Origin of the sequence: Pseudactinotalea sp. HY160, assembly GCF_009372055.1 — a bacterium.
Classification (GTDB): Bacteria; Actinomycetota; Actinomycetes; order Actinomycetales; family Beutenbergiaceae; genus HY158.
In genome coordinates, this window is the sequence record NZ_WHMT01000008.1 from 106,097 (window position 1) to 123,334 (window position 17,238).

Here is a 17,238-nt window from a genome sequence, read left to right on the forward strand (position 1 = left end):
ACATGGCCCGTTCCGCACCCGCCCCGGTCCTCGATCGAGCGTGGCACCGGCCCGGCGCATTCCGGTACGCGCTCGCTCGGCTCGGCGGGATCGCGCGCCCGCCCGTGTCCGTGTACGAACCGGCACCCGGCTCCGTGCTGAGCGATCGCGACGTGGCCGTGCCGATGGCCGACGGCACGGTGCTGCGCGTCAACGTCTACCGGCCGCCCGGCGAGGAGCGCCTGCCCGTGCTGGTCTCGGCCCACCCGTACGGCAAGGACCATCTGCCGACCCGGCGCGGGAACCGTTCGAGGTTCTCGATCCAGTACCGCATGATGCGCCAGCCGGCACCGGTGCGACTCTCGACCCTGACCAGCTGGGAGGCCCCCGATCCCGCGTGGTGGACCGCGCAGGGCTACGCCGTCGTCAATGCCGATCTGCGAGGCTCGGGCACCTCGGCGGGCACGGGGTCCCTCATGTCCGACGCCGAGGCCCGCGATATCGCCGGGATCGTCGAATGGGCGGGATCGCAGCCGTGGTCGAACGGCCGGGTGGGCATGCTCGGGGTGTCCTATCTGGCGATGTCGCAGTACAAGGTGGCCGCGCTCGCGCCGCCCTCGCTGCGGGCCATCTGCCCGTGGGAGGGCATGACCGATCCCTACCGCGACCTCATGCGGCCCGGTGGGCTGCTCGAGACCGGTTTCACCGCCGTCTGGGCTGCTGGGACCCGCCGGACGAGCCGGCTCGAGGTGGACGTGCGCGCGCAGCAGCGCCGCCACCCTTTCCGTGACGACTGGTGGCGTTCGCTCACGCCGGACCTCGCCTCGATCCGGGTGCCGATGCTCGTGTGCGCGAGCTTCTCCGACAACAACCTCCACTCGCGCGGCTCGTTCCGCGCGTTCGAGCGCGCGGGCTCGAACGAGCGCCACGCCTACACCCACCGCGGTGGCAAATGGACGACGTTCTACGGTGAGCCGGCCCGGCGGGCCCAGCTCGCCTTCTTCGACCGCCACCTGCGTGGGGTCCCCGGTCCGGCGGAGATACCGGGTCCTACGGAGGCGGCAGAACCGGTCGATTCGGCGGAACCGGCCGAGGCGGCGGAACCGGCCGGGTCGGTCGAGGTGCGGCTCGAGGTGCGCGAGGCCGGTGATCGGATCGTCGAGGTGCGGGAGGAGCACGAGTGGCCGCTCGCCCGCACGGACTGGACCCCGCTGTACCTGGCGCCCGGCGGACTCCTGCGCCTCGAGCCCGCCGAGGTACCCGGCTCGGTGACCTTCCGGCCGCGCCGGCGCGCCGCGGTGTTCACGTTCACGGCCCCCGCCGACCTCGAACTCACCGGGCCGATGGCGCTGCGGATCTGGCTCGCCGTCGAGGATGGCGACGACGTCGACCTCGTCGCCGGGGTCGAGAAGTGGCGCGGCTCCCGCTACGTCGGCTTCGAGGGCTCCTACGGATTCGGACGCGACCGGGTCGCGACCGGCTGGCAGCGGGCCTCGCTGCGGGAGCTCGACGAGGACGCCTCGAGGATCGGCGAGCCCGTGCACACGTACCGGACCCGGGAACCGTTGCGGCCGGGTGAGGTCGTGCCCGTCGACGTCGCCCTCGGCCACTCCGCGACCCTGTTCCGGCCCGGGGAGTCGCTGCGTCTCGTGATCGGCGGGCGATGGCTCTGGCCGGCCAACCCGCTCACCGGGAACTTCCCGGCCCGATACCGCTGCGTCGGCGCCGGCCGCTGCACCCTCCGCTGGGGCCCGGAGCGGCCCGCCCACCTGCTCGCTCCCCGCATCCCCACCGCGCCATCGGCGGCGACGGTCGAGACGGCTCGGTCCGAACGGAATGACCCGAAGGAGCAATAATGCGAGTGCTGGTTCTCGGCGCGGGTTTCGGCGGACTCGAACTGTCGGCCCGCGTGTCGGAGGAACTCGGGGACGACGCCGACGTCGTGCTCATCGACCGTGCCGACGGGTTCGTCCTGGGGTTCTCGAAGCTCGACGTCATGTTCGGGCGCACGAGCGAGGCGGCCGTGCGCCACTCCTACGCCGACATCGCCCGGCCCGGGGTGAGGTTCGTCCGGGCCGAGGTGCGGGCGATCGACCCGGTACATCGCGCCGTCGACACCGGCGCCGGCCGGTTCGAGGGCGACGTCGTGGTCGTCGCCCTCGGTGCCGACCTCGATCCCGCGGCGACGCCCGGACTGGTCGAGGCGGGTGTCGACTACTACACGCCCGCCGGGGCGTTCGCGGCGCGCGCGGTGCTCGAGTCGTTCGGCGGTGGCCGCGTCGTCGTGGGTGTCACGTCCACGCCCTTCAAGTGCCCGCCGGCGCCGAGCGAGACGGCGCTGATGATGCACGACTTCCTCACCGCCCGCGGGCTGCGCGAGGCGAGCGAGATCTCCCTGGTCATGCCGCTACCCAGCCCGATTCCGCCCTCGCCGGGGGCCTCCGAGTCGCTCCTGGCCGCCTTCGCCGAGCGCGGCATCCGCTGGTATCCGAACCGGCTCGTGCGCTCGCTCGACCCGGACCGCCGCCTCGCCGTCTGCGCGGACGGGGAGGAACTCCCCTTCGACCTGTTCCTCGGGGTACCGGCCCATCGGGTGCCGCGGGTCGTGGCCGATTCGGGCCTGTGCGTGGACGGCTGGGTGCCGGTGGACCCGCTCACCCTCGAGACCGGCTTCCCGAACGTGTACGCCGTCGGTGACGTCACGAGCGTCGGGACGCCGAAGGCGGGCGTCTTCTCCGAACGGCAGGCCCGCGTCGTGGCCGATCGACTCATCGCCCGGCACCGCGGAACGGAGGCCGTCTCCACCTACGACGGTACCGGCGTCTGCTACGTCGAATACGGCAACGAGACCGTCGGCCGGGTCGAGGTGACGTTCCGCAGCGGCGAGCGGCCGTTCGGCACGTTCGAGGCCCCGTCGGGATCGCTGTCGCGTGACAAGGCCGAGTTCGGCCGGTCCCGCGCGCGCCGCTGGTTCGGCACCGACTGGGTCACGTACTGAGTCGGGAATGTCCCGATCACGGCGCGCAGGTCGGATCCGGTGCGATCGGGGAGCCCGAATGAGCCACAACTGGGCATCGCGCGAGGAGGATGGCTGATTGGGGCTCCGTCGCCTGTCTGCCTCGATGAACACTTGGTAAGACGTAAGTGGTCATAGCAGAGTACGCTGGGGAACATGAACAGCATGACGGTGAACCCGGCGCACCTGTCGAACGACGACTGGGCGCGCGTGCGCGCGTTCCTGGACTCGGCAAAGAATCGCGGCGAGGTCGTCGACTTCTCCACCCGCGTGGAGTTGCTGACCCCCGCCGAGGTCGCGGGACGGCTGGGGATGTCGCGATCCACCGTGCTGCGCCGGATCGCCGAAGGCGAGATCACCGCCACGAAGGTCGGCACCCACCATCGCATCCCGCTGAACGAGTACGAGCGATACAGTCGTGAGCTGATGCGGCGCATGACCGAAGCGTCCGCTGCCGACATCGAGGCCGAGCTGTTCGGTGAGTGAAGCACCGCTGCTCTTCCTGGACGCCAATGTGCTCGCTTCGCCGGTCACCCGCACCTTGCTGATCGCCGGTGCGCGTGCGGACGGTCTGCGGTGGACGTGGTCGCGGCACGTCGAAGTCGAGGCGGATCGGCACGCGCGCGGCGAGGCGTCGCGGACTTCGATCGTGCGCAAGAAGATTCTGGGCACCGAATTGTCGCCAACGGCAACGAGCACCGAGGGTCTGGTGACTGGCACGACCCAGGATCGGCAGGTGGTGGCCGACGCAATCCGTGCGGGAGCTCGGTATCTGATCACGGCTGACGTGGACGACTTTGCGTTCGATGACCTCGCGGCGCATGGGATGAGCGCGGTGAACCCTGACTACTTCATGGCGTCGCGGTTCACCGAGTGGGCATATTCGGAGGGTGTCGATCTGCTCGCAGCCGTGCAGAAGAAGCCGCCGCGCACCGCAGCCGAGATTCACCGGATGCTCGGCCGTAGACATCCTCACCTGGTTGCACGGTTCGCCGGCGCCTATGACACGAGACCGGTACAAGCCGATCTTGACCAGCCGAGCACGATCGTCCGAGGCATTGCCTGTATCCGCTGCGATGCGCGTCTTGATGACGCAGTAGGCCTGCAACGCGGACTGTGTCCGCAGCATCCGTCGGGCCCGAGAGCCCGCGAAGTCTTGCCCCAGTCGAACTGACGCCACAGCCCCTTGAGACCCGGCTCGGTGAGCCCGGGCCGGTGGCTGCGCCGGTGACTGCACGGCCCTGATCGCGGGCAGCGTAGGTGGGCGGGTTCACGGGGTCCACAGAAATGTCCACGCGCATCCTTGTGCGCCGCGGTCACCGAATTTAGCGTCGAGATATAGATGCTGTTGGTGCGGGCCCCAGCGACCCTGGACAAGACGCGGAGGCGGGGCAGTGAGGTCGGATTCGTTGACACTCGGCAGCTGGTCGTGGTGGGTCAGGAGATGGACGCTTCTCTGCATCCCCGGCTGTGGCCTGGCGGTCCTGCTCTGGGGCCCCGATGCGGTCATGGGGATCGCTCTCGCTGTGGCGATCCCGCTCGTCGTGATTCTGGCGACGGCGGAGCACGATCGTCACCTCGATTCCACGCAGCCGTGGGTCGTGCCCGCACGCCGCATCGGCCGGGTCGTGGCGTGCGTGGTGGCATTCGTGCTGTCGACGGTGGCGGTGCTCTCGCTGCTTCCGGGACTCGCGCTCGTGGTGCTGGCCGTCGCGGCGGCGACGAGTCCGCCGGTGCGCGCCTTGCGCGACCGTGTCGTCGAGGCGCCGGACCCCCTGGTACAGACTCCATCAGCGGCGGTCGAGCCGAGCCCGGAGCTGCCGCCATCGCTCGTGCCCGTGGCGGAGCCGCGGTATATGTCCGATGTCATGCTGTGTTTCGCGTGGCGCCACAGCTATTGGGAGCTGTGGCAGGCGGATTCGGTCGTTGAGAAGCTGAGCGTCATCATGCGGCGGCAGCAGATCCTCGAGGAACTGGAGGCCCGCGACGCCATCGCGCTCGAGGCGTGGCTGGCCTCGGGGGCCCGTGCCTCGGCGAGCCCGGAGCGCTATTTCGATGATCACCGTCATGACCACCCCACGCCCGCGTGACGTGCCGACTCACACAGCATCGAGCCCCAGCGTCGATACGCTGGGGCTCGGATTGGGGTGGACGACGGGACTTGAACCCGCGACATCCGCGACCACAACGCGGCGCTCTACCTGCTGAGCTACGCCCACCATGTGCAGCGGTCTCCCGCTGCGCGCCCAGTGTAGCGAGGATTCGTCACCCTCACGAATCGGGGGCGCCTCACCCCGCCGGGGTGGTTGCTCAGAGGCCGAAGGCCTCGCCGGTTCCGCTGGATTCCGCGGCTACGGGAGTGTCGGGAATCACAGTGGCGTCGCCGTCCAGCGCGCCGGATTCGTCCACCTGGACTGCCGGGGTGGGGGAGCCGAGGATCGCTGCGGCGGCAGCCTTCGCGGTCGCCGAGTCCGGCCCGGGGTCGGCGGGGAAGAGCACGCTGCGGTAGTAGCGCAGCTCGTCGATGCTCTCGGCGATGTCGGCGAGCGCCCGGTGCCCACCGGCCTTCTTGGGCGACTGGAAGTACGCCCGCTGGTACCAGCGCCGCGCGAGCTCCTTGATCGAGGAGACGTCGATGATCCGATAGTGCAGGAACGCGGTGAGCTCGGGCATGTCCCGATCGAGGAACATCTTGTCGGTGCCCACCGAGTTCCCGGCCAGCGGCGCGGTTCCCGCCTTCGGCACCCACTGCTTGATGAAGTCGAGCACCTGCTGCTGCGCGTGGGCGAGCGTGGTGCCCGAGGCGAGCTCGTCGAGCAGGCCCGAGGCGGTGTGCATCTCCTGCACGATCGGGACCATGTCGTCGGTGGCCCCCGGCGGGGGAGCGATCACGAGATCGAGCCCGGGCCCGAGCGGGTGCAGCTCGGAATCGGTCACGATCACCGCGATCTCGATCAGGGCGTCCTTGGTCAGGTCCAGCCCGGTCATCTCGCAGTCGATCCACACGATCGGGTCGCTGCTGGGGCTCTGCATCTTCACACTCACCCGGCCAGCCTAACGGCGACCGCCGGCATTCGCCGCGTCCGCCCGTTCCGAGGCAGGCCTACAACCCGAGGATCGCCTTGGCGATCGAGAAGTAGATGATGAGGCCGGTCGCGTCGCAGAACGTGGAGATGAACGGCGTGGAGAAGACGGCCGGGTCGACCCGGCACAGCTTCGCGATGATCGGCATGACCCCGCCGACGACCGCCGACATCGTGCAGATCGCCAGCAGCGTCAGCCCGATCACCATCCCGATGTCGATCCCGAACACCAGGGTCGCGATCACGAAACCGAGGGTGCCGAGCGCGATCCCGAGGGAGAACCCGGTGCGCAGCTCCTTGAAGGCCACCCGCCCCACGTCCCGGTTGCCGATCTCGTTCATCGCGATCGCCCGGGTCAGGGTGGTAGCGGCCTGGGAGCCGGTGTTCCCGCCCGTGCCGGTGAGCAGCGGGATGAACAGGGCGAGCGTCGTCAGCTCCTCGAGCGGGGCCTCGTAGATGTGCAGCACCTGCACCGTGAGGATCGCCGAGATCGCCAGCACGAGCAGCCAGGGGCCGCGCGCCTTCGTGATCGAGAGGATGGGCGTGAGCAGATAGGTGCGCCGGAGCGGCTCGTGGCCGCCGGCGCGGGCGCGGTCCTCGTCCTCGGCGGCCCGGATGATCCGCACGGCGTCGTCGATGGTGAGCAGCCCGATGAGCCGCTCCTCCCGGTCCACCACCGGCATCGCGATGAGGCCGACGTCGAGGCAGCGGCGCGCGGCGGCCTCGTCGTCCTCGTACGCGACGACCGAGGTGGCCGCGTTCATCACCTCGTGCACGAACTCCTCCGGTTCGGCGCGCAGCAGGTCCCGCAGGCTGGCGATGCCGACGAGGGTGCGGGAGGCGTCGACCACGGGCACCACGTAGATGGTCTCGGCGCTCGCCTCGTTGCGCCGGACCCGCTCGAGCACCGTGGCCACGTTCTCGTCCGGGTGGGCGGTGAGGTACTCCGGGGTCATCCGGCGTCCGATGGACCCCTGCGGGAAGCCGAGGATCGGGGCCGTGGCGCGGCGCTGCCGGGGGCTGAGCTCGCGCAGGAACCGCTTCGTCACCTTCGCGGGCAGCTCGTCGAGCAGCCCGACCACGTCGTCCGGGTCGAGCGCCTCGAAGACCCCCACCACCTCGGCGTCGCCGAGCTCGGTGATCAGGTCCGCCTGGGCGGCCGGTTCGAGTCGTTCGAACACGTCGATCGCCGTGTCCTTGGACAGCAGCCGGAACACCACGGCCGCGTCGGCGGCCGGGAGCCGGTCGAGCAGCTCGGACACCTCGGGCAACGGCGCATCCGAGAGGAATCCGGCCAGTTCGACCAGGTCCGTGCGCTCCACGAGGTCGTGGACGTGGGTGAGGGTCTCGGTCATCGTCATAGGTCATCCTCCGCGCTGCTGCCAGCGGCCGGCATCGGCGCGGCCGCTATCGGTGGCCGATGTCTCCTACCTCGAACCCGCCGCCATGGCGGGCCCGCTGCGGGAGCGGCCCGGGTGCGCCCTGAACGCCCAGGTCAGGAAGCGCCGGCGCGGTACGCACTCCTGATGGCGTGATGATCTCGACTACTGCCGGGTTCCATGGCCATCCCCCTTCGGTGCGTCTCGCGGCGATAATGACCCTCGTAGTGTAACCGCTCCGGGCGGCTCTCGCTGTGGCACGAAGCACCCCCGTGTGCCGCCGTGTGCGCGCGTGTGCCTCCGCGGGGCCCGGGCTGCTCCGTGCGCCGCGGGTGCGTTCTCCCCGCGGCGCGCCCCCGACCGGCTAGGTTGAGGGAACCGACCGAAGGAGCAGCGTGAGGGTCATCGTCTACGGCAGCGCCAACCTGGACACGTCCGTGTGGGTGGAGGCCTTCCCCCGCCCCGGCGAGACGATCCACGCCCACAGGTCGAGTTCCGCGCCCGGCGGCAAGGGCCTCAACCAGGCCGTCGCCGCCGCCCGCATGGGCGCCGAGGCCGTGATCGTCGCATCGATCGGGGACGACGCCCGGGGCCAGGCCGTCCGCCTCGCCCTGGCAGCCGAGCCGGGTCTCGACCTGAGCCGGCTGCGCTCCGAGCCGCACACCCCCACCGGTCAGGCCCTCATCACCGTGGACGCGGACGGGGAGAACCAGATCGTGCTCATCGCCGGCGCGAACGGCTCCCATTCCCCGGCCGGCGTCCCCGGGCGACTCGAGTTCGCCGAGGCCGGCGACGTGCTCGTGTGCCAGCTCGAGATACCGATGGCGGCCACGGCCGCGGCCCTCGCCTACGGGCGCTCCCGCGGCCTGGTCACGGTGCTCAACGCGGCCCCCGGCGCCCCGGTCGCGGACCTGCTGGGCGATGTGAGCCTGCTCGTGGTCAACGAGACCGAGGCCCGGATCGTGCTCGAAGACGAGTCCGCCGCCACGGCCGACCTGGCCGCCCGTATCCACTCGCGACACGGCGTCGACGTGGTCGTCACCCTCGGCGCGGCGGGCGTGCTCTGGCACACGGCGGAGGGCCCCGGCGAGCGGCCGGCGTTCGAGATCGACCCGATCGACACGACCGGGGCGGGTGACGCGTTCGTCGGCGGCCTCGCCACGTTCCTGGCCGAGGGGCACCCGCTCGCCGAGGCGATCGACTTCGCCGCCGCGGTCGGGGCGATGGCGACCACCGGCGATGGCGCGCAGGGCTACGAGGCCGACCGGGACGTCGTCCGTACGCGGTTCGGGCTCGAGCAGCCGGCCGGGCCGGCGAGCGAGACCAAGGCCTACTGGGAGGGCCGCTACCGGGAACGCGGCGCGATGTGGAGCGGGCGCGTGAACGCCGCGCTCGTGCAGGAGACCGGCGCGCTCACCCCCGGCACCGCCCTCGACCTCGGCTGCGGGGAGGGGGCCGATGCGATCTGGCTCGCCGAGCAGGGCTGGCACGTGACCGGCGTGGACATCTCGGCCACCGCGCTCGGGCGAGCCGAGGCCGAGGCCCGCAGGCGCGGGGTCGCGGATCGGATCACGTGGCAGCGCGCCGACCTGGCGCACTGGCGGCCCGCCGCGACCTACGACCTCGTGTCGGCCTGCTTCCTGCACTCCCAGCTCGAGTTCCCGCGGGACGAGATCCTGCGCGGGGCCGCCGCCGCCGTCGCCCCCGGGGGCTCGTTCCTCATCGTGGGACACGTGGACTTCCCGCCGTGGGCGGCGCGCGATCACGGGCACGATCACGAGGCGGGGGAGAAACTGCACGCCTTCCCGAGCGCCGCCGAGGCGGTCACCGGCCTCGGGCTCGACGGGCCGGACTGGGAGGTGCTCGTGGCCGAATCGCGGGTGCGCTCGGCGACCTCGCCGACCGGGGAGGTCGCCGAGCTGACCGACGCGGTGGTGCTGGCGCGGCGCCGCTGAGATCAGCCGAGGCCGGAGCCCGGCCGCGCGCCGACGCGCAGCACGAGCGCGCGCATCGCGAGCACGACCGCCACGACCACGAGCGTGCCCAGCGCGAGCCCGGAGAGCACGTCGTGCAGGTAGTGCACGCCGGCGGCGAGCCGGGAGAACGCGAGCAGGGCGGCCCAGGCGATGAGCCAGCGCGCGGCCCACGGGAACGTGAGCAGCAGCGCGGTCGCGAACGCCGCGGCGAGCACCGAGTGGTTCGAGGGCCACGACCAGTCGCCCACCGCGGGGCAGGCGAGGGCCCCCTGCACGTCGAGGGTGCGGCACGGGCGCTCCTCGGTCACGATCACCTTGACGAGCTCACTGAGCAGATAGGCCGCGATGACGCCGATCCCGCCGGTGGCCAGCAGCCAGAACCGGGCGCGGTCGCGCAGCCAGGTCCACACCGCCCCGGCGGCCGCGGCGAGCACGAACAGGTACATGCCGTGCTCGGCGACGGCCGCGAAGAGCGGGCCGAGCGGGGAGTCGCCGAGCCCGCCGGCCACGGCGACGAAGATCGGTTCGCGCAGCGGGAACGCGACGAGGGCCGCGAGCGCGAGCGATCCGACCACGATGAGGGTCGTGCGCAGCAGCGCCCGGGTGGACAGGTCGTCCGCGGTGTGGACCGCGCCGTGATGGCTCATGGCCGCCCAGCCTATCGGCGGGGCGCGGCCCCCGGCCGATCCGGGCGGCGCGCCGGGCCGGTCGAGGAGCGCACCACCAGGCGCGGCGCCGGGACCGGCGGCTCGTCGCTCGGGTGCCGGTGCTCGAGCCGGGCCACGACGTGGTCGACCGCGGCCCGGCCCAGCTCCCGGAACGGCTGGGCCACGGTGGTCAGTGCCGGGCTGCAGTAGGCGGCCAGGTCGATGTCGTCCACGCCCACGACCGAGACGTCCTCCGGCACGCGCAGCCCGAGCTCGTGGAGGGCCCGGATCACGCCGAAGGCCATGTCGTCGCTCGCCGCGAGGATGGCCGTGACGTCCGGATCGCGCCCGAGCGCGAGCCCCGCCTGGTATCCGGACTCGGGGCTCCAGTCGCCGTGGTGCGGGGCGGGCGCGCGCCGGCCCGCGGCCGTGAGCGTCGTTCGCCAGCCCGCCGTGCGGTTGGCGGCGTCGATCCAGTCGTCCGGGCCGGCCAGGAGGTGGACCGTGCCGTGCCCGAGGCCGAGCAGGTGGGCCGTCGCCAGCTCGGCGACCACCCGCTGATCGAGGGCGAGGGACTCCCCGACCGTCGTGGCCGATCCGCCGATCGTGACCGTCGGCAGGGCGCGCAGGAGCGATTCGCTCCCCGGGTCGATCGTGCCGAGCGGGAGCGCCAGCACGAGCCCCTCGACGCCCTGGGCCGCGAGGCGCTGCAGGCCCGCCCCGATCGCCCGCGGGTCGACCACGCCGACCTGGGCGCCGACGACCGCGTAGCCGTGCGCGGCCGCCCGCTGGTCGATGCTCATCTGCGTCACCGCGCCGGCGTAGGAGCCCGTGGCCATCGTCATGACCCCGATCGTGCGCGTTCGCCCCGAGGAGAGCGCCCGCGCGGCCGTGTTCATCCGATAACCGAGCGTATGGACGGCGTCCATCACCTTCTCGCGGGTGGCGGCGCTCACGTAGGAGTGTCCGCGCAGGGTCCGCGAGACGGTCTGCGGGGAGACTCCGGCCAGCCGGGCGACGTCGGTCATGCCCGGGGCGCGGGAGGCGGACGTGGGCACGGCGGTTCCTCCTCTCGGGCACGCGTGTGAGCGAACGTGACGTTGTGTGGGCGATCTTGACATGTTCGCTCAGGACGTCGTATGTTACCGATGCCATACTCGCACAGCGTTGTCAGTGGTCATCAGTGGTCATCAGTGGTCACCAGTGGCCGTCACTGGTCGCCAGCGGTCGGCGCGAGTCGTCGTCCGCACACACAGCACGTAGCGCACAGCGCACACGGAACGGAGAAGTACCGAGTGTTGAGCTCCACGCCGCGCGGCCCCGGCCGCGCACGAACCCTTGTCGCAGCCCTCGCCACCGCCGCGCTCGCGGCGATCGCGCCGCTGACGCTGGCGCCCATGGCCGCCGCCGACACCCCCGACCTGCCGCAGCTGCTCCCCTCGCTCGACGGCTGGGAGGGCGCCGAGGGCACCTTCACCGCGACGGGCGACCTGACCGTCGTCGCCGCCGCGGACGACGAGCGGCTCACCTCCTCCGCCGAGCTGCTCGCCGACGAGCTCGACACGATCGTGCCCGGCGTCGAGGCCGGCTCGGGGGCCGCCGCCGCGGGCGACGTCGAGCTCATCGTCGACTCCTCCCGGGCCGGCGCCGACGACCTGGGCGAGGAGGGCTACGAACTCGAGATCGACGAGCAGATCACGATCACCGGCGCCACCGAGACCGGCACGTTCTGGGGGACGCGCACCCTCGTGCAGCTGCTCACCCAGCAGCTCGACCTGCCCTACGGCTCGGCGATCGACGTTCCCGCGTACTCCGAGCGCGGGGTCACCCTGTGCGCCTGCGTCATCAACATCTCGACCGACTTCATCGATCGGCTCCTCGAGGACATGAGCTACCTCAAGCTCAACACACTCATGATCGAACTCAAGGTCAAGGTCGACGCCTATCCCCAGACCAACACGTGGTCGTACTACACCAAGGACGACATCCGCACGCTCGTGGCCAAGGCGAACAAGCTCGGCATCGACGTGATCCCGGAGATCAACTCGCCCGGTCACATGGAGATCTGGCTCGAGAACATGCCCGAGCTGCAGCTGACGAACGAGAGCACGGGGGTCAAGGACGAGGTCCGCATGGACATCACGAAGGAGGCCTCCTTCGACTTCTACACCGACCTCATCGACGAGTACGCGGACGTGTTCGACTCCGACTACTGGCACATGGGCGTGGACGAGTACATGCTCGGCTCCGGATACGCGAACTTCCCGCAGATCAAGGCGTTCGCCGAGGCCCAGTGGGGTCCCACCGCCACCCAGAACGACGTCGTGGCCTGGTACGTGAACAAGGTGAACGACTACGTCAAGTCCCAGGGCAAGACCCTGCGCATCTGGAACGACGGCGTGATCACCGACAACGAGTTCGTCGACTTCGACACCGATATCGTGATCGAGCACTGGAACAACGCCGCCTCCCACGTCAACCCACAGGACTTCATCGACTGGGGCCACGAGATCGTCAACGTCTCCAACTCCCTGTACATGGTGCGCGGCGGCTATGGCGTGAACGTTCGGAACCTGTACAACTCCGGCTGGAGCCCGACCGACTTCTACAACGGCACGATCACCGGCGGCCTCGACCAGATCCGTGGTGCGCGCATCAGTGCCTGGCCGGATGCCGGCACCCCGAACGAGGCCGAGAACACCACCGAAGAGCGGATGTTCGAGCCGCTACGGTTCATCGCCCAGGCCACCTGGGCGGACTCGCGGCCGTGGAGCGACTACAACGGCTTCAAGGCCGCCATGGGTGAGATCGGGCGTCCGCCACTGTGGGAGAACGTCGAACGCCTCCCGGTTCCCGACGGTGCGTTCACGATGTCTGCAGCCGACGGCTCCGGCGTCCTCGCCGCGGGCGAGGGCGGAACGCTGCGGCTCGGTGCGGACGGCGACGGGCTCGACCTCACCCTGACGAGCAACGACGCCGGCTACTACACGATCACCACGAACGACGGCCGCTGCCTCAGCCTCTCCGACGAGGGCACGATGCGTCTCGCGGTCCCGGTCGAGATCGGCGCCGACGTCGTGCTCTCGACCTGCAGCGACACCACGGTGCAGCAGTGGCAGGTCAAGCGCGCCGACGGCGGCTTCCACCTGATCAACGCCGCCTCCCAGCAGTACCTGTCGATCTCCGACGGCCTGACCGACGTGCCCGTGGCCCACGAGGACCTCAAGGACGTGCCCGACGGGCTCATCGTGCAGACCCCGGCCGACTGGGGAACGACCGTGTGGGCCCTCCAGGGCTCCCTTTCCATGCGGCTGGAGCTCGACGCGTCGGCGGCGCCCCCCGGTGACAGCATCTCCGGCACGGTGCGGCTCGGGAACTTCACCGGCACCACCCTCGCCGGCGCGACCCTGCGGGCGGCCTCGCTCCCGGCGGGCTGGACGGTACTGCCGGGCAGCACCCCCGTGGCCGAGATCGGCGTGGGTGAGTCCGCCGACGTGGGCGTCACGCTGTACAACGTCTCCGGCGACTCCCTCTCCGGGCCGGTCACGTTCGAGCTCGTGGATGGCGACGGCACCGTGATCTCGACGGCCTCGAGCGACGTGGCGTCGATGTGTTCGGTCGAGCGGATCACCCCGGTCGCCATCGCGAGCGTCTCGAGCGAGCAGACCACGGGCGAGGCGGCCGGCAGCGGCGTGGCCACCGCCGCGATCGACGGCGACCCCGCCACGTACTGGCATTCGCAGTGGTCGCCGTCCGAACCGGGCTACCCGCACTCGATCGTCGTGGACCTCGGCGAGTCGAGCGACGTGTGCGGCCTCTGGTACACCGGCCGCGACAGCGGCGGCGATGGCGGCGCCAACGGACGGATCGCCGAGTACGAGGTGTACGCCTCGGACACCGTGAGCGCGTTCGACAGCGAGGACTGGGGCGAGCCGGTGGCCACCGGCACGTTCGTCAACACCGGCGAGCCGCAGCTCGCGCCGTTCCCGGCCACCGGCGCCCGCTACGTCATGCTCACCGGGCTCTCCGAGGTGCACGGCTTCGTCTGGGCGACCGCCGGTGAGATCGCCGTGGCCGGTCCCGCCGCACCGGCGCCCGAGTATGCCCCGGAGCTGAGCGTGGGAGCCGGGGAGGTGACCGCCGGCGAGGAGGTCACCGCCGTGGCCACGGGCTTCGCCCCGGGCGAGATCGTCGAGTTCGCACTCGACGCCGACGGCGCCGAGTCGGTGACCGCGCAGGCGGACGCCGAGGGCCGGGCCGAGGTCGCGATCCCCGTGGCCGCCGGCGTCGAGGGCGGGGAGTACACCCTGACCGCGACCGGGACCACCACCGGGGCCGCCGCCGACGCACAGCTCACGGTCGTCCCCGCCGACTCGAACGGCTCCGACGGGTCCGACGGGTCTGACGGGTCCGACGGTTCTGACGGGTCCGATGGCTCCGATGGGTCCGATGGGTCCGACGACTCTGATGGTTCGAACGGGTCCGATGGTTCGAACGGGTCTGACGGTTCCGATGGGTCTGATGGGTCTGATGGGTCCGATGGTTCGAACGGCTCGGATGGTTCGAACGGCTCGGATGGTTCGAACGGTTCCGATGGGTCCGGCGGGTCGAACGGCTCCGGCGGTTCCGACGGGTCCGATGGTTCGAATGGGTCTGCCGGTGCTACCGGTGCTGACGGTCCGGACGGGTCGAACGGCGCCGGCGCCGACGGCGCGCAGGTACCCGACGTGACCGAGCCGCTGCCCGACACCGGTGCGGCCGTGACCGGCTACGCCGCGGCCGCGATGCTGCTGCTCATCGCCGGGGCGGCGGCCATGGTGCTGCGCAGGCGGGCCACCGGCACGCTCTGATCGAGCGGGGTCCAGCGGGATCCGGCGGCCACTCGCGCGACGACGAACGGCGCCTCTCCTACGGGGGGCGCCGTTCGTCGTCCTTAGACTGATCCGATGACACCGACCCACGCGATCCCCCTGACCGATGACTACGTGCGCGGGGCGCTGCGGCTCGAGGGGACGGCGCGGGGCGTGGCGCCCTGGCGACTCGACGAATGGGCGCTGCGGCAGGCCGCGGACCCGCGGCTGCGGGCGAACGCGGCACAGACCGCCGGCGTGCGCGTCGCGCTGCGCACACGGGCCACGTCCGTCGAGCTGACCGCCCGGCGATCGCGCGCGACGTTCGCCGGGCTCGAGCCGCGGCCGGACGGGGTGGTGGAACTGGTCGTCGACTCGTGCGTGATGGCCGAGGTCGTGACCTCGGGCGGCACCGTCGCGGAGCTCGACCCGCTCACCGGAGCCGTCACGATGCACGAGGGGGAGCCCTTCACCGCTCGCTTCGACGGCCTCGGGCCGGGGGAGAAGACGATCGAGCTCTGGCTGCCCCACAACGAGGCGACCGAACTGATCGAGGTGCGCGCGAACGCGCCGGCCGAGCCCGCGCCGAGCGATGGGCCGCGGTGGCTGCATCACGGCAGCTCGATCGGCCACGGGTCGAACGCGACCCGGCCGACCGGGACGTGGGCGGCGGCCGCGGCGCGGAGTGCGGGCGCGGAGCTGACGAACCTCGGCTTCGGCGGCAGCGCGCTGCTCGACCCGTTCATGGCACGCACGATCCGCGACCGGCCGGCCGATGTCATCAGCCTGGAACTGGGCATCAACCTCGTGACCTCCGACGTCATGCGGCTGCGGGCGATGCGCACGGCCGTGCACGGCTACCTCGATCAGATCCGCGATGGGCACCCGAGCGCCCCGCTGCTCGTGATCTCACCGATCCATTGCGGAATCGTCGAGACGACCCCGGGCCCGGCCGCCTTCGATCCGGACGCGCTGGCCGAGGGGCGGGTCGTCTTCACCTCGAGCGGCGATCCGGCCGAGGTCGCGGCCGGGCGGCTCACGCTCGAGACGATCCGCGCAGAGCTCGCCCGCATCGTGGCCGAGCGGCGGGCGGAGGATGAACACCTGCATTACCTCGACGGGCTCGCCCTCTTCGGCGCGGACGACGCCGCTCGCCTCCCGCTGCCCGACGCCCTGCATCCGGGGCCCGAGGCGCATCGGCTCATGGGGGAGCGGTTCGCCCGGTCGGTGTTCGGCGGCGGGGCGTTCGCCGGGGTGGGCCGGACGAGGGAGAGGTGACGCTCGGGCGGGGGGCGAGCGACGTCGTCCCGACGCGTGAATCCGAATGAAGGCCTTGACAACATACAACTGATTGGTTGTATGTTTAGTCCATGGACGAGTCGAGTGAGGAGCGGGCCGATGCCTTCTTCCACGCGCTGTCCGATCGCACACGTCGCGACATCCTGCGACGGGTCCTGGCCGGGGAGCACTCGGTCACCAATCTCGCGGCGGAATACGAGATGAGCTTCGCCGCGGTGCAGAAGCACGTCGCCGTGCTCGAGCGGGCGGGCCTGCTCGCCAAGCGGCGACGCGGACGAGAACAACTCGCGAGCGGGGACGTCGAGGCCGTGCGTTCGGTCGCCTCGATCCTCGACGAGTTCGAGGACATCTGGCGCGGACGCATCGCCCGCATCGACGACCTGCTCGCGATCCCACCGAAGGAGGAGTGACATGCCCGTCATCGACATCGTCAAGGACATCGAGGGCCGCCGGCTCGTCATCACCGCGGAGTTCAAGGCCCCGCTCGATCGCGTGTGGGCGCTGTACGCCGACCCGCGCCGGCTGGAGAAGGTCTGGGGGCCGCCGGAGTTCCCAGCCACATTCATCGAGCACGATCTCGTGCCCGGTGGACGTTCGAGCTACTACATGACCGGCCCCGACGGGCAGCGCTTCGCCGGCTGGTGGGCGATCACCGACGTCGACGAGCCGAACGGGTTCACCTTCGACGACGGCTTCGCCCACGAGGATCTGACGCCGAATCCGGAGCTGCCGGTCTCGCACAACGTGTACTCCTTCACCACCGTGGCCGGGGGCACCCGAGCCGTGTACGAGACCTCGTACGACACGGTCGCGGACCTGCAGGTCGTGCTCGAGATGGGCGTCGAGGAGGGGGCGCGGACGGCGATCGACCAGATCGACGGCCTGCTCGCGGGTGCGGGTGCCTGACCCGCCGGGGGCCCGCTGCCGGCGTGCCGCCGGCCGGTCACGGAGCGGGCACGGTTGCGTGCCGATTCGGTGACGATCGGGACATTCGGCCCCCGGCGGCCTA

14 protein-coding genes and 1 tRNA gene are annotated in these 17,238 nt (G+C 71.3%); 10 read left to right on the forward strand and 5 right to left on the reverse strand.

Features of this window, described 5'->3' with window-relative positions:
- Positions 1–2: 2 nt before the first annotated feature.
- From GCG21_RS09615 to GCG21_RS09635, 5 genes are all read left to right on the forward strand, one after another.
- Entirely contained in the window at positions 3–1,835 is a 1,833-nt protein-coding gene (locus tag GCG21_RS09615) for a CocE/NonD family hydrolase (RefSeq protein WP_152909463.1), read from the forward strand.
- Positions 1,835–2,977, forward strand: coding sequence for an NAD(P)/FAD-dependent oxidoreductase (locus GCG21_RS09620; RefSeq protein WP_152909464.1), 1,143 nt, complete (start codon positions 1,835–1,837; stop codon positions 2,975–2,977). The genes GCG21_RS09615 and GCG21_RS09620 overlap by 1 nt, the downstream gene beginning before the upstream one ends.
- 174 nt (positions 2,978–3,151) lie before the next feature.
- A complete protein-coding gene (locus GCG21_RS09625; protein ID WP_152909465.1) occupies positions 3,152–3,481 on the forward strand; it encodes an excisionase family DNA-binding protein in 330 nt (109 codons plus the stop codon).
- Complete coding sequence (locus GCG21_RS16255; RefSeq protein ID WP_194165031.1) at positions 3,474–4,169, forward strand: hypothetical protein; 696 nt, start codon at positions 3,474–3,476, stop codon at positions 4,167–4,169. The genes GCG21_RS09625 and GCG21_RS16255 overlap by 8 nt, the downstream gene beginning before the upstream one ends.
- Before the next feature lie 334 nt (positions 4,170–4,503).
- Positions 4,504–5,085, forward strand: a complete 582-nt coding sequence (locus GCG21_RS09635) for a hypothetical protein (protein WP_152909467.1) — start codon at positions 4,504–4,506, stop codon at positions 5,083–5,085.
- Between the two features lie 53 nt (positions 5,086–5,138).
- On the opposite strand, the gene GCG21_RS09640 is transcribed toward GCG21_RS09635, so the two are convergent.
- The 3 genes from GCG21_RS09640 to mgtE form a co-directional block, all read right to left on the reverse strand.
- Positions 5,139–5,214 (reverse strand) — tRNA-His (locus tag GCG21_RS09640).
- Positions 5,215–5,305: 91 nt separating this feature from the next.
- Positions 5,306–6,028, reverse strand: a complete 723-nt coding sequence (orn, locus tag GCG21_RS09645; protein ID WP_152909527.1) for an oligoribonuclease — start codon at positions 6,026–6,028, stop codon at positions 5,306–5,308.
- A 70-nt stretch (positions 6,029–6,098) separates the two neighbouring features.
- Positions 6,099–7,439, reverse strand: a complete 1,341-nt coding sequence (gene mgtE, locus GCG21_RS09650) for a magnesium transporter (RefSeq protein WP_152909468.1) — start codon at positions 7,437–7,439, stop codon at positions 6,099–6,101.
- Positions 7,440–7,852: 413 nt separating this feature from the next.
- Between mgtE and GCG21_RS17265 the strand changes: the two genes are divergently transcribed.
- Entirely contained in the window at positions 7,853–9,412 is a 1,560-nt protein-coding gene (locus GCG21_RS17265; protein ID WP_152909469.1) for a PfkB family carbohydrate kinase, read from the forward strand.
- Between the two features lie 2 nt (positions 9,413–9,414).
- Here GCG21_RS17265 and GCG21_RS09660 read toward each other — a convergent pair whose 3' ends face one another.
- Both GCG21_RS09660 and GCG21_RS09665 read right to left on the reverse strand, forming a co-directional pair.
- The gene (locus GCG21_RS09660) at positions 9,415–10,080 is read right to left on the reverse strand and encodes a phosphatase PAP2 family protein (RefSeq protein WP_152909470.1); all 666 of its coding nucleotides are present in this window, start codon (positions 10,078–10,080) and stop codon (positions 9,415–9,417) included.
- A gap of 11 nt (positions 10,081–10,091) precedes the next feature.
- Entirely contained in the window at positions 10,092–11,138 is a 1,047-nt protein-coding gene (locus GCG21_RS09665; protein WP_228759928.1) for a LacI family DNA-binding transcriptional regulator, read from the reverse strand.
- Between the two features lie 237 nt (positions 11,139–11,375).
- On the opposite strand from GCG21_RS09665, the gene GCG21_RS09670 reads away from it, so the two are divergent.
- The 4 genes from GCG21_RS09670 (at position 11,376) to GCG21_RS09685 (ending at position 17,135) form a co-directional block, all read left to right on the forward strand.
- A complete protein-coding gene (locus GCG21_RS09670; protein ID WP_194165032.1) occupies positions 11,376–14,930 on the forward strand; it encodes a family 20 glycosylhydrolase in 3,555 nt (1,184 codons plus the stop codon).
- Positions 14,931–15,026: 96 nt separating this feature from the next.
- Positions 15,027–16,208: a GDSL-type esterase/lipase family protein gene (locus tag GCG21_RS09675; RefSeq protein WP_152909472.1), complete on the forward strand. Its 1,182-nt coding sequence runs from the start codon at positions 15,027–15,029 to the stop codon at positions 16,206–16,208.
- A 92-nt stretch (positions 16,209–16,300) separates the two neighbouring features.
- Complete coding sequence (locus GCG21_RS09680; RefSeq protein WP_152909473.1) at positions 16,301–16,639, forward strand: helix-turn-helix transcriptional regulator; 339 nt, start codon at positions 16,301–16,303, stop codon at positions 16,637–16,639.
- Position 16,640: 1 nt separating this feature from the next.
- Positions 16,641–17,135 (forward strand): SRPBCC domain-containing protein, encoded by a 495-nt coding sequence (locus GCG21_RS09685; RefSeq protein ID WP_152909474.1) that lies wholly within the window; start codon positions 16,641–16,643, stop codon positions 17,133–17,135.
- Positions 17,136–17,238: the final 103 nt, after the last annotated feature.

Bases quoted from the DNA above. Each gene is read 5' to 3' on its own strand.
- GCG21_RS09660 (WP_152909470.1), bottom strand. From the start codon at position 10,080: ATGAGCCATCACGGCGCGGTCCACACCGCGGACGACCTGTCCACCCGG.
- GCG21_RS09620 (WP_152909464.1), top strand. From the start codon at position 1,835: ATGCGAGTGCTGGTTCTCGGCGCGGGTTTCGGCGGACTCGAACTGTCG.
- GCG21_RS09625 (WP_152909465.1), top strand. From the start codon at position 3,152: ATGAACAGCATGACGGTGAACCCGGCGCACCTGTCGAACGACGACTGG.
- GCG21_RS09615 (WP_152909463.1), top strand. From the start codon at position 3: ATGGCCCGTTCCGCACCCGCCCCGGTCCTCGATCGAGCGTGGCACCGG.
- GCG21_RS09635 (WP_152909467.1), top strand. From the start codon at position 4,504: ATGGGGATCGCTCTCGCTGTGGCGATCCCGCTCGTCGTGATTCTGGCG.
- GCG21_RS09680 (WP_152909473.1), top strand. From the start codon at position 16,301: ATGGACGAGTCGAGTGAGGAGCGGGCCGATGCCTTCTTCCACGCGCTG.
- GCG21_RS09685 (WP_152909474.1), top strand. From the start codon at position 16,641: ATGCCCGTCATCGACATCGTCAAGGACATCGAGGGCCGCCGGCTCGTC.
- mgtE (WP_152909468.1), bottom strand. From the start codon at position 7,439: ATGACGATGACCGAGACCCTCACCCACGTCCACGACCTCGTGGAGCGC.
- orn (WP_152909527.1), bottom strand. From the start codon at position 6,028: ATGCAGAGCCCCAGCAGCGACCCGATCGTGTGGATCGACTGCGAGATG.
- GCG21_RS09675 (WP_152909472.1), top strand. From the start codon at position 15,027: ATGACACCGACCCACGCGATCCCCCTGACCGATGACTACGTGCGCGGG.